The following is an 11,847-nucleotide window of genomic DNA, read 5'->3' as shown; positions in this document are numbered from 1 at the left end:
GCTCGCCACAAACGGCGAGTCAAGAAACATCTTTCTCGACCTGTCGAGCAATCAGGGCAGCCAAACTTCACAGCTCAAAGGCTGAGCTTCTGGCCGTGTCTTGTTCGCAGAAATCAAGCAAGCTTCCACAAGCTCCTTGATCGTCGAGCCTTCAGCAGGGACAACGCCTGTCTCGGACCTTGGCTCTCCGCGTCGAAAACTCATTTCAATTCCTGAGGCCTTGGGTACGAAGTGCAAAAAACGACTTGGGATGCTTGAAGGCTCCTCCTCCAAATGTTGGTTCAAGCCCAACACGATTTTGCGCCCGTCCAACCACTCTTCTCGAGCAAGTTCTCCGACCGAGAAGGAGCTCGGGATCAATAGCAGTGGCTGCTCGATTTCGGGACACAATTCTTTGAGAGAACCAGACTGACACGAACCCACCGCGCAAGCGTCCCGTGAAGGAAATGACGACGCTAAGATCCACTCCGCATCCCGATGGGTAATCAGGCAATCGCCGGAATCGGCAGGGTTCAAAAGATGAGGCTGGATCTCTTCCGGAAGCTCAAGATCATCCAATCCAACGGATGGAATCGCGTGCCGCAATGTCAGCGAATTGCTTGGAACTGCAGCTTCGTGTCGTGCCTCAGCAAGGCTATCCAAGCCAAGAACTCCTAGCATTGCAAACAGGGCCACAAAAACTGCGCTCAAAATATCAATCGCAGCTCGTCGCTCGAAGAGTTCACGAACGTAGAGCACCGCAGGCAGGAAACCGAAAAGTAGACTTCCGGCAGCTCCTTTGATCGCAACGTTCCGGTCGAGTTCCGCCAGCTCGAGACCAAAGACCATTAGCGCCACACGCTTATGAACATAAGCCTTTTCAAGGGCTTCGAACATTTCGAGCTGATTGATTACGGGAGCAAACACGGCGAACGTACACATGCCGAAACCGACCAGGACAGCCACATGGAAGCGACGCTGAGCATGGCGCGAACCTTCAACTTCCTTTAGCAGATTGACCCCGACACAGACCGCGACTGCCCAAATCAAGACCACGTTGAGTAGTATCACCACGGTTCCGCCGAGCCCCATTGAAGTGAGTCCAATGGCTCCTATCACCAACCCACCCAACACGAAGCTGAGCACGGCGGCGATAGGTGTGGGCTTGCGTCCGGCGCTGGAGGAAACGCTGCCAACAAGTCCTGAGAACGAGACGACTGTCGCCCCTGCAAAACAAGAGAACCATGCGCAGAGAGTCGTCAAGAGCTCAAGATTCAGAGTGTGAGCCGTAACCTCGGCGAATTGCCTTTGATGTTCCGCTCCGGCCAAACTACCTGAAGCCACCCACGTACCAACATGCCCTACAAGCAGAATCATAGCTGGGAAACTCACCCAGCCTATTAACGGTGGCATCTTGCCCTTCCAAACTGACACGACAAGAGCCGCCAGAGAGAAGAACAACGAAAGGCCGGTGAGGCCGAGAATGATAAATGCCCACGGCCCACCATTAACAATTAGATGCAACACTAGCTCCTCCAGAACTCAAAACAAGTGGCTGGAGTATACGCCAAGAGCAGATCCTATGCTACCAACATACAAACCCAAAAAAGAATTCGATCATGTCGATCCTGAAGTACATCACATCGTCCGACAATTTTCGGCGCAAAAGACGAAGCCGAAGGCGCAATCGCTACACCGAAGAGTCTCGAACGCTTTGGATGTACGCCACCATCACGATCATGTCGTTGGCGTCTCTACTGGTCTCATTGGCCAAAGTGCTGCTGAAGTTTTCGGAAGAGATGTTCGGGTCGCTAAACCTCTTTTTGCTGGCTGGGGCCTTGCTTGCGTTTGGCGTACTGGTGCTCTGGGGCGTCTATCAGCGGGGAAGTCTCTTGAACTCGGGGGTGATTGCACTTGGAAGCCTTCTCGCGGTCTCTGGCAGCATATACATTGCTACTGGCGACTACGAGGAAGAGTTTCGACAGGCTGACCCCTTGAATCCGTGGGAGTTTAAGCTGCCTGAAGTTACGAAAACACCACGAGTTGAAGAACCCCAATTCATGATGATCATAGGAAAGGAAAAAGTAGGGTTCGACCGTTTCAATGCTCTGCTCACTGAGGAAGACACTCCAGACATGGACTCTGATGCTCTGAATGCCGCTCTTGAGATGGCCATGGAAAGGGCCAAACGGGAGCGTAAACTTTTGAACGGAAGCTATGAGATTCGCGTCGGAATTGCTGCCGATCAATGCACGGAATTCGACCGCTTCAACGGCTTTCAAGACATGCTTGGTCAGAGCGGGATGGTCATGGAATTGGTCGTTGCATCGCCAAAAGGAAATGGCGTCTTTAGACTTCCTTCGCCCCTCGAGGATGAATCTCACGATCCCGCACTTGTAGCCCTCTTGCCGAATCGTGTTGAGATTCAGACGAAAGACATGGAAGCCACCAAAATCTTGGAATGCCAGTCAACGGACTGCTATTCGCAGGCATGCGACGAACCCAAGGATTTCAGCCAGGTAGCCGAAATTCTTTCAGAGACAGATGCCTATTCGATAAAAGTTCATCCTCAGGTCTCCATGCAGAGTTTAGTTGGACTTATCGACTCGCTCTCAACGCTCCGTGAACTCTATCCCGTCTCCATCGAGTTGTATTAGGTGTCTTTTCGAAAAGTCGCCGCGTGGACGACCAGAGAGACGACGCCAACAACCATCCAAAATGGGCGGTCAGTACCGTAGGTGGGTTCAAGTGAACCTAGCCCAAAATGGTGCAACGTCGTCAGATAAAAATCCGAGGAGAGTAGCTCTCCGAGCGGTGTCGCCACATGCAGAATCGAAGCGATAAAGAGGCCCAGAACAAATGGGCCAACAAGCCTAAGCGACCGGGCTGAGCCGGGAGTCATGACACTCAACCATCCTTGAACGGATGGAAAACGTCTTTGCACAGCCCACCCTAAGTGTAAGAAGAGAATTGGAAAGAAGAACAACCCGGGTATCCCGTACAAGATATGATGCGCCCTCGCCCACGCATTAGAACCGACAACGATTCGCCAATCCCTCATGGGAGCCATTGGGGTCACCAATTCTTCCCCAGACGCATAGGAGTCTCGAATTTGTCGTGCGTGATTCATGAGGCCTTGTTGCGACTCTGTTGGCGCAAGACCTTCTAAATGTTCGATTACAGGTGCTGCACCCCAAGATTGGTGTTGCATCGTAAAGGGGAAATCGGTGTGATACCCGAGAATCTCGACCTGAACGTTGGAGTACCAAAGTGCCCATGCCGACAAGAGGATCGAGAGAAAAATCGCCAAAAGATCCAACCCGTGTGCTCGCGGCACCCAGATTCTGGCTCCGGATTTAGGTTGTCTGGACCTCATGCCAATCAAAAAGGCCATCCACACGAGGGCAAGGCCCATTCCTATTCCCGTGACGTAGACGCGGTCGAAGCGACGAGCAGCCCCGTATGTTAGGTCCCATGACGAATCTCTTTCAACCCGTCCCCACCAAATCTCCGCGAGATCCTCGCGTCCATGTTCTTCAAACCAAGTTGCTAAAGATTGAGACACCACGTCGGATCGTTCTATCTGCGGAAAGAGTGTCAGAGTGCGCGTCATGGTGCGGTGAACCGAGTCAACCTCACTATCCCTCACAAACGCCTCGACTTCTGTAAAACTCCACACTCCCAAGATTGTCAGGTAGTAGGGCACGGAGAGGGAGGACCGAACTACAGGATGCTGGCGTTCAATTTTCACCAGCGCTCGTTCGAAAACTGTATCGGCCAAGTCATGCTGGCGCACACCATCGAGCAGACCCGTCAATTGGAGGTCGGTCGTCCAATGATTCCCGTCGAGTTTCACAGCCTTTTGGAAATAGTCATTCGCTTCGTTCGACCTTTCTAGCCGAAGAAGCTGTTCGGCAATGAAGAAAGGGTAGAATGGCGAGTTTGGTTCTTGGGCTTGGCGACTTTCGATCGCGGCTATCGCGGCACGATGTTCTTCATCGGATAGCTTCTGCCCTGGTTTTGCGGCGAGTGCCGGATGCAGGCCTCTTGCGTCCCGAACGTGTGCGGAAATGCTCTTATGATTCCATGCCTCCTGAGGCGCCATCTGACCTGGACGATAGAGCATTTTGAACGGTTTTTCTCCATCCTCAATCTCCATCTGAATGCCGTCTGCATTCGCCTCCAACGAGGTAATTGGGGCGGGCATCGGAATTCGTTCGTGGATGACACCGCTAGCGGGATCAAACCGAATCAACCAGATTTCGTTGGCGTAGTAGTCGGATCCCCCAAACTTAATCGGGCCAACCAATCTCGCGTCTTTTTCGTGGATAATCTGCCAATCTGTGACGCTAGATGCCGAATCTATGCGTTCAAGCAAATTCTTGTTCACTCGAACTTCTTCAACCTCTGCGAATGCCGGAAGCCCCCAGAGCAATGCAATCCAAAAGACGAGAGAGCTAAGGCGCATGATGCCCATCCTCAGCACCACACATCGGCATGCGCATGAGCCAGCAAATCTTCCATGGTCACAATCTCCAACATCTTCTCGTGGGTGGCCTCCAGAAGCACCGGAGGCGCCACTTCGGCGTTCAGGGCCTCCTTCCAACGCAACCCGCAGAGGCACCATTGGTCGCCGTCCTTGAGGCCCGGAAAGCTAAACTCCGGACGCGGCGTGCTGAGGTCGTTTCCCCTCGCCTTGGAAAACGTCAAGAACTCATCGGTCACTCGGACGCAAATAATGTGGAGCCCTCGATCTTCTGGGCCGGTATTGCAGCAACCATCTCGATAGAACCCTGTTTTTGGGTCGTGACTACAATCCTTCAACGGACCGCCCAATACATTCAACGCCATAATCTCACTCCTTCAGTGCAATCAGCGACCCGACTTAGATTTAGGTTTAATCGTCAGAGTCTCCATATTTCCAAGCTTAAAATAGCCGATGTACTTTGTTGTAGCACCGAAATCATAGCTAGGACGAAGGATATAGTACATGAGCTGACCCCGTGCCACGCCGTTGGATACCTTAAGGCGCGCCACCAAAGGCTGAGACGTGCAGGCTAGACGGTCTTGGGGAGTGCCAATGCATTCTGACGAATCAGGTGCGCCTTCGGGGCATGTGGTGCAGAGCCGTGCAGGATTCGTGAGGGTACCCAAGAGTGTGAGTTGGTTCTTATCGTCCGACGGCAGGAGTTGTGCGCGCATCGCAATGGAGTGGCCAATCCCATCTGGGATGATAAGTTCGACGCCATCCCCGGCTTTCTCGATCGTGCAATCCCTCAGTTTGTACGAGCCCAAACCACAGAGGTAGTCACCGGGGGGCAGCAGTTTGGCCGCAGTGTGCCGGTCAGCGACTTGCGCCGTCGCATTCATGGCAAAAAGAGAGCTGAGGATAACCGCGAACAAGGTCTTCATTGACACTCCACGTCGAAGAGAAGCACTGAGTTTAGGTCGACACGCCATGCGCATCAATGATTAACCTCCAATGCATACGCGTGGACAGGTAATAGTCTAATCCAATCGACACAATAGAATCTTGGGGTCTCGGGCAACATCTCAGGGTGGAAGACACACGGAGGTCAAAATGGAACGGCTCGAAGAATCTAAAAAGCATGATGTGGTTCGCCAGAAAATGTCGGCATGGCATTCAGACATCGTTTCGGAGGCAGCAAAGGCTGTCGCTGAGAACGATGTGGTGGTTGTCGGGATGGCTCTCAATCCACACCCTAAGCAGGCCAAAAAACTTCTGGATGGGCTCCAAATCCCTTACAAATATCTAGAGTACGGCTCGTACACCTCCCAATGGTATCCGCGGCTAGCCCTGAAGATCTGGGCAGGCTGGCCGACCTTCCCCATGGTCTTCGTGAAAGGTCAACTTATCGGTGGAGCCTCAGATCTGAAGGCGCTGGCTGAGAGTGGTGAATTGCAGGCTGCCCTCAAGTAACTTGGGCGACGTCCGTCCCAAGCGGACAGAGCCCGCTTGTACATCTAGCGCACATCAATCGTTCATTTTTAGTCCTCGAACCAAGTTGCAGCCGAGGACGTCAAAGACACCCCATCGCGGAAGTCCAGTAAGCACGCCATCGGGAGAGATGGCACGGATGTTGAGTATGTCTATTTGCAGACTTTGATGATGCGAACATGGAGAATGCAGATGATACTCAACACACTTGGAAAATCCCTACTTACCGGTCTCGTCGCCTTCTTCAGCGTGGTCTCCATCGCGATCGTTGGGATCATCTCCATCACATACGGCATGGGACAAGGAGCTTTCAGCGGCCACGAATTTGAGCACTACATGGTCTTCGCGATGCCCTCACTCATCGGCGTTGTCCCGATGGGAATCGCAGCCACACTTACGTCTATTGTGCTTACGGCCATCGAGGCTCAATGGAAGTACTTCATCGTCCCGATGATCATGCCGTGGATCACGCCGATTGGGATCCTGATTGGAACTTCGACTCTCTATTAGGACGGAGGATAGAATGACTACGTTGAAAGTCCCCACCTTGGGTGGAACGCAATTTTGGGCTGACCGGCGCTACAAGGGAGGCTGGCGAGTGCAGGAGAATGTGGTGAGTGGGCATTGCCGACTGCTGGATTCGGCCAATCGGAGACACCTCTTCGGGACCTTCGAGAGCTGCACAAGCCAACTCGCGGCCCAAGAGGTTGAGCAAACTCCGGCGGATGTGGTCGTTTTGCTCCACGGACTCGGCAGAGACCGAAAGTCGCTCAACAAGCTAAGTCTTGCGCTTCAAAAGGACGGGCATTGCACCATCCAACTCGACTACCCGAGCACCCGGCGCTCTCTCGACGCGCACGTTTCCCAAGTCTTGGAAGTACTGGAGAATCTGGAAGGAGCGCGGCGCGTGAGCTTCGTCACTCACTCGCTTGGCGGCATCGTCGCAAGAGGAGTGCTTTCAAGTCCCGATTGGCCTAAGCATCTGACCCCTGGCCGTGTTGTTATGATCGCACCGCCAAATCAGGGTGCTGCCTTAGCCCGAAGGATCAAAGAAGGCATGCCATTGCTCTTCAGTGCCGTTGTTGGCCCTTCCGGGGTCCAGATTGCCGAAGGCGTGCCCTACCCTGAGCCTCGAGTACCTGTGATGGTCATCGCCGGCGCGCCTCGCCAGGGGGGCGGCTTAAACCCGCTACTAGATGGCGAAGATGATGGGGTTGTGATGGTGGCGGAAACCAAGCTCGGTTCCATGGAAGAACATCTGGCTGTCAACGAGATTCACACTACGATCATGAACCATCCGGATGCGGAAGCAGCCACGCTTAGATTCCTGGATTCATGCTTGAGCAAGAGAAACGCGTGAATCAGACATGCTGGTCAACAAGGATCGCATTCCCATCGGGGTCAAGCACGGTAAAGCTCGCGGGTCCCGACGACGTCTCGTCAGCTTCGGAGACGAACTCGACCCCCTGCTCTCTCAACTGACGCTGCAACTCTCGAACATCTGTGAAGCTTTCCAATGGCTGCGCATTCTCGTCCCAACCAGGGTTAAACGTAAGGATATTACCTTCGAACATGCCCTGAAAGAGGCCGATCGTATGGGCACCATTTCGCATGATCAGCCAGTTTTGAGACGCATCTCCGCCGACAACCTCAAATCCAAACTTCTCGTAAAACACTTTCGAAGCAGCGAGATTACTCACCGCAAGGCTGATAGAAAAGGCTCCCAATTCCATGTTCCTCTCCTCTCTGTTGTTTACTCGTAACAAACGCAGAATGCAGCTTCAGCGGTGCAACTGCCAAAAGTTTGGATGAGTTCGTTCGCCTCGTTGCCTGTGCTCTGGCAAAAATCTAGGCCAGGGAACTCACGCTCGGTGCCACCAAACGCCGAAGAGTCTTCGCAGGACAAGTCGCCGAGGATGCCTTCGCAATAGCCACTGCCACAGACATCGAGACATGACTGATTGCCGGGAATTGGAAGTGATCGGAGCGTATAGCCCGGGTCTCTAGGCACACAGAACCCTTCCTCGAGTCGATAGGATTCAGTACACGCAATCTCACCATTTTCGCATGTTTCAGTTTCGATCACGTAGCGATTGCACTCCCCACAATGCTGCCAGCTAGTTTGAAGGTCCACGCAGGAATTGCCTCCACAACGCTCACACGGCTCAGCAACAAACGAGGTTACTACCGGCTCCGCAACGCCAGCGTAAATCAAACGATCGGGCTCGGCTTCAACCTCATCAAACACAAGGGTGCAGACCACGCTCCCTTGTGAGGTCAAGAGCGCTTCGCTCGAGCAGGTTGAGCGTTCTTCATCCACGCTCGTCAATTCCAGCGGACCGACGCCGAGACGGAAGTTGCTCGGGGCAATTGAGATACTCTCATCCAACCCATTGCTGATTGCGATTTCCAAAGCGTACGACGCGCCGTCAATCTCTTGGGCACGCTGAACCTGCAAGGTCACCTCCCCTTCAACCGGCTCTGGAATCACCACGATATTATTGGTTTCTCCGTTTTGGTTGTTGGAATTGGTAGACCCGTTCGTAGAATTCGTCGTGTTGTTCTGAGACGGGGTATCCCCGGCCTTCTTCACGAGATCACTTCCACATCCCACTGAGAGACAAAGAATCCAACCGGTGATGAGCATTACATTCTTCATGATGACTCCGTCATTCGCGTTTTGACCGAGCGCTAGATCTCAGAATTGACCTGAGAAGTCAAAGGAGCTAGTCATTGGAGCGCATGAAATCATTTCTTATTGCTTTAGCAATTACACTCTCCGCGTGCGCACAGAGCACCTACCACACGGCCACACCCATCGCTTCAGGCACCAATGAACTGGGAGTCTCGGCTGGTCTCGGCTACGCGTCTGGCGACTATAGCTTCCTGGGAAGTGACGACTCTGAGCCAGACTCTAAGCAACTCAGACCTACGCTGGACCTCAGCTATCGACGCGGGTTGAACACCTGGAGCGACCTCGGAGTCCATGTGGGAACAAGTCTGCTGCGAGTTGATTACAACGCCGCGCTGGTAAACTCACCTAGCTTCGCATTGTCCCTAAACCCGCAACTGGACACACATCTAAGGCTGACCATGGGTATCTACGCAGACGTTCTAAAGTCCAGCGGAGCCATCGTCACGCTAAACCTTTCGCCATCGTACATCTTCTTAGAAGAGAGTCCTGCGGCCGGAGCGGGGATATTGCTGAAAATCCCAATCGGAGCATTTTCGGCGATTCTCTACTTCCAGACCGAGAAAGTTCTGAAAGTGGCTCGTTCTCTGCGACCCGCACTGAGCCTAACCGGAGGCCTAGGGCTAGCATACGGATTTTAGCGAGACTTTGACTTCCTGCAAACGCTGAACGTTTACGGATGCGGAAGGTATGGCGGGCCGACTTCGAAACTGATACTCTGACACCAAAGGAGTGAGGATGATTCTTTCAAGTCGCCGAGCGCGGTTCATTCAGAAACTCGCTGTGGTATGGGCGGTGCCCATTGGTTTGTACATTTATGTCCAGAATCTGGGTTGTGGGTACCAAGGGCACAGTGGACCGACCGTCAGGTACGTGCTCACTAGCCAAGCCGTCGAGGCAGGGACGGTGTTAACGCAGGACTTGATTCAGCTTAAAGATGTGCCTCCTCGCTTCCTTCCTAATGACGCGGTGCTTGCCGACCAACTCCATAATTGTTTCGGTTCCGTCTTTTCGGAGTCCGTTGAGGCCGGGGCTGTTCTACTTGCGACAGACTTGGAGGAGGGCAAATGTTCGAGATAAGGCGTTGGTTTGGCTCGAAGCCCCTTGCTCTTCTTGTGGGTTTCTCTTTGTGGTTGGCTTTGTTGGTAGACGGTTTTGATTTCGATCGTTACCTGCTGCTCCATGCCAGTGACCATGACCTAGAGACCGTCGAAGTGATGAGGTCCGATCGCTCTGTGTGGATGGGAGAACCCCTTCTTGGTGGGGGTGTCTATTTTCCAAAGTGGCCAAAGGCTTTGGTGCACGATTCTATGTTGACCCGCGACGATCTGGAGAGTTCCCTTGGGCGAACCGCGCGGTTTCCAATCATCTACGGCATGCCGGTCTTCGAGTTCATGCTAGAGCAGCCAAGCCAGGGAAAATAGTATACCGGCATGAATTCCAAACTTGCGATGCTATCAGAAAAAGACAGGTCGCGTTGAGGGCGTGGTGAAGTAGTTGCCAACATGAGTCGACAGGCCGTATAGTTCGGGCATGCAAAAAACCACCGCTATTAGCTTCGCATTGGTCATCCTCGCGAGCGGATGTTCAAAGGAAACCACCCCGAAAACGTCCGGGAACACGGCTACATCTGTCGCCGCCGTCTCGACTCAAGAAGACAAGCCTATGCCCTTTGTGCCCGATGTGCCCAAAAACCCATTGCCGGCAGACCACGAGATTTCGCAGTTCGCACAGCGGATCGTCGACCTGGATTCAGGGCCATGGGGCGAATCACAGGCGTTGTTGAAACGGCTTCAAGCCCCCATCCCGAGCACACTTCCTGCGCACGGTGGATTGAGAACACAATATTGGACGTATAAGACGGCCGAAGGCGAGTTTGAACTGGCTTTGACGTATAAAGATGGAACATGGGAGGAGCCAAGAGGCAATGGACCACCCAATCTTCATCAGCCTGAAGTCGTTGCCATCGAACTTACGGGACCGGGCTACTTGGAGCTCATTCCGCCAGCTGACGCCAAAACTATGATTTTCAACGCAACGGATGGCGCGGAGCGGCAGATGTCAGTCTGGAAGGATTTTGCGTATTTTGAGCAAGGCCATCATGGGCGCCCGTGGATGGTCGCTCGCACGATTGGACGCGGTACGTTTCATGCCACAACCGAAGAACGCGCTGCCCTCGAAAATGTACTCGTCGGCGTCTCGGACGCCATGAAAAAAGAGCCGACGCTAGACCTTCAGACTCACCTTGCTTCGGCTGCGAAAGACTTCAAGACCGCAGAACACACGTACGACTTTGCCGTTGGAAAGATCGAAGCGGCGCGCCCGGATGTGATGACCGTCTCATGGACAGGCCCCACCAAACTATCCCGATTTTTTGAGGGACTTGGGAAGCCTCAGATCATGACATCCTTCGCACACGACTATGGGGAAATGGCAGACACCATTGAGCTAGACCATATGCATGTCAGGCCTGGGGATTACTATATTCTGCGGCCTCGCATGCACTATGAGGAGTCCGGTGCTGCCGCCGACGCCCATTTTAGATCTTTGCAAATCTTTAGAAAAAAGTAGGCGGGACCCACATGATCAACTCAGCTTTCCTTGACGACCTTCCCGAACCTGCCAAGCTCGAACAGCTCACCCAGGCACTCGCGGTCCTCGATGCCATCATGTCACCTGAGTGGTGGTATCGCTACTACTCGTTTGACGCCACGTGGGCTCTAGGCGAGCGCATGGCGTCTATGAGGAATGGAAGTGGAGACCATTGGAACATGGTGTTCTCGGATGCAGGCGCGGCGCTCGTGGGCCTTGCACATGAGTCATCTACTTTTGAGCCTGGCAACCCAAAGCCGTGGGTCTTCGATGGGTTTCCGGAGGTCTTTGAGAAGAACCTGCGCCTGGAACCTGCGTTCGAAACCGAAAACTCCACATTTTGCATTTGGCACTTGATTGAAGAAGGTCAATGGAAGAGTGGCGTTGAAGGCCCGGTTGACGATGGGTCGGCCGAACTCCTAAACATCTTGAACGGCGATCCGAAGACCTATGTGAAGTTTGCGGAAGACTACTATGAAGCTGAGCTCGCTCTGAAAGATGTGGCGCACGTTTACGCGCACAAGCCTTTGACTGAAACCTTGGTCAAGCGAATGAATCCTGACGTCGAGTTCAGCTCCTTCTGGGAGGAGATTCATTCCATCTTGGGAACGAAGTAGCCTCTCAG

15 protein-coding genes are annotated in these 11,847 nt (G+C 53.3%); 9 read left to right on the top strand and 6 right to left on the bottom strand.

The genetic code is table 11. The features are described 5' to 3' along the window. Window positions 1-51 precede the first annotated feature (51 nt). Window positions 52-1,506: a hypothetical protein gene (locus tag FRD01_RS22250; RefSeq protein WP_146963139.1), complete on the bottom strand. Its 1,455-nt coding sequence runs from the start codon at window positions 1,504-1,506 to the stop codon at window positions 52-54. A 92-nt stretch (window positions 1,507-1,598) separates the two neighbouring features. On the opposite strand from FRD01_RS22250, the gene FRD01_RS22245 reads away from it, so the two are divergent. Beyond that, window positions 1,599-2,636: a hypothetical protein gene (locus tag FRD01_RS22245; RefSeq protein ID WP_146963138.1), complete on the top strand. Its 1,038-nt coding sequence runs from the start codon at window positions 1,599-1,601 to the stop codon at window positions 2,634-2,636. Here the strand turns inward: FRD01_RS22245 and FRD01_RS22240 are convergent. The 3 genes from FRD01_RS22240 to FRD01_RS22230 are packed head-to-tail and all read right to left on the bottom strand — an operon-like array spanning window position 2,633 to window position 5,391. Further along, complete coding sequence (locus FRD01_RS22240; RefSeq protein WP_146963137.1) at window positions 2,633-4,447, bottom strand: tetratricopeptide repeat protein; 1,815 nt, start codon at window positions 4,445-4,447, stop codon at window positions 2,633-2,635. The genes FRD01_RS22245 and FRD01_RS22240 overlap by 4 nt on opposite strands. An 11-nt stretch (window positions 4,448-4,458) precedes the next feature. After that, window positions 4,459-4,830 (bottom strand): DUF2237 family protein, encoded by a 372-nt coding sequence (locus tag FRD01_RS22235; RefSeq protein WP_146963136.1) that lies wholly within the window; start codon window positions 4,828-4,830, stop codon window positions 4,459-4,461. Window positions 4,831-4,851: 21 nt separating this feature from the next. Further along, on the bottom strand, window positions 4,852-5,391 hold the full coding sequence (locus tag FRD01_RS22230) for a hypothetical protein (protein WP_146963135.1): 540 nt from the start codon (window positions 5,389-5,391) through the stop codon (window positions 4,852-4,854). A gap of 169 nt (window positions 5,392-5,560) precedes the next feature. On the opposite strand from FRD01_RS22230, the gene FRD01_RS22225 reads away from it, so the two are divergent. The 3 genes from FRD01_RS22225 (at window position 5,561) to FRD01_RS22215 (ending at window position 7,298) form a co-directional block, all read left to right on the top strand. Beyond that, complete coding sequence (locus FRD01_RS22225) at window positions 5,561-5,920, top strand: glutaredoxin domain-containing protein (protein ID WP_146963134.1); 360 nt, start codon at window positions 5,561-5,563, stop codon at window positions 5,918-5,920. A 210-nt stretch (window positions 5,921-6,130) separates the two neighbouring features. After that, complete coding sequence (locus FRD01_RS22220) at window positions 6,131-6,448, top strand: hypothetical protein (RefSeq protein ID WP_146963133.1); 318 nt, start codon at window positions 6,131-6,133, stop codon at window positions 6,446-6,448. 13 nt (window positions 6,449-6,461) lie between these two features. Continuing rightward, window positions 6,462-7,298: an alpha/beta hydrolase gene (locus FRD01_RS22215; protein WP_146963132.1), complete on the top strand. Its 837-nt coding sequence runs from the start codon at window positions 6,462-6,464 to the stop codon at window positions 7,296-7,298. A gap of 1 nt (window position 7,299) precedes the next feature. Here FRD01_RS22215 and FRD01_RS22210 read toward each other — a convergent pair whose 3' ends face one another. After that, window positions 7,300-7,671 carry a VOC family protein gene (locus FRD01_RS22210; protein WP_146963131.1) on the bottom strand — a complete coding sequence of 124 codons (372 nt, stop codon included), beginning with the start codon at window positions 7,669-7,671 and terminating at the stop codon, window positions 7,300-7,302. A 20-nt stretch (window positions 7,672-7,691) separates the two neighbouring features. After that, the gene (locus FRD01_RS22205; protein ID WP_146963130.1) at window positions 7,692-8,597 is read right to left on the bottom strand and encodes a hypothetical protein; all 906 of its coding nucleotides are present in this window, start codon (window positions 8,595-8,597) and stop codon (window positions 7,692-7,694) included. A gap of 83 nt (window positions 8,598-8,680) precedes the next feature. Between FRD01_RS22205 and FRD01_RS22200 the strand changes: the two genes are divergently transcribed. The 5 genes from FRD01_RS22200 to FRD01_RS22180 all read left to right on the top strand — a co-directional run bounded on the left by FRD01_RS22200 (window position 8,681) and on the right by FRD01_RS22180 (window position 11,839). Continuing rightward, entirely contained in the window at window positions 8,681-9,271 is a 591-nt protein-coding gene (locus FRD01_RS22200; RefSeq protein ID WP_146963129.1) for a hypothetical protein, read from the top strand. Window positions 9,272-9,368: 97 nt separating this feature from the next. Then, window positions 9,369-9,710: an SAF domain-containing protein gene (locus FRD01_RS22195; RefSeq protein WP_146963128.1), complete on the top strand. Its 342-nt coding sequence runs from the start codon at window positions 9,369-9,371 to the stop codon at window positions 9,708-9,710. Further along, complete coding sequence (locus FRD01_RS22190) at window positions 9,698-10,054, top strand: hypothetical protein (protein ID WP_146963127.1); 357 nt, start codon at window positions 9,698-9,700, stop codon at window positions 10,052-10,054. Before FRD01_RS22195 ends, FRD01_RS22190 begins: the two co-directional genes overlap by 13 nt. A 109-nt stretch (window positions 10,055-10,163) precedes the next feature. After that, window positions 10,164-11,201 carry a hypothetical protein gene (locus FRD01_RS22185; protein WP_146963126.1) on the top strand — a complete coding sequence of 346 codons (1,038 nt, stop codon included), beginning with the start codon at window positions 10,164-10,166 and terminating at the stop codon, window positions 11,199-11,201. An 11-nt stretch (window positions 11,202-11,212) separates the two neighbouring features. Then, a complete protein-coding gene (locus FRD01_RS22180) occupies window positions 11,213-11,839 on the top strand; it encodes a hypothetical protein (protein WP_146963125.1) in 627 nt (208 codons plus the stop codon). Window positions 11,840-11,847: the final 8 nt, after the last annotated feature.

This window comes from Microvenator marinus (genome assembly GCF_007993755.1).
Taxonomy (GTDB): domain Bacteria; phylum Myxococcota_A; class Bradymonadia; order Bradymonadales; family Bradymonadaceae; genus Allomicrovenator; species Allomicrovenator marinus.
Note: the sequence above shows the minus strand (reverse complement) of the source record. Positions and strands in the feature narration are given on the sequence as shown.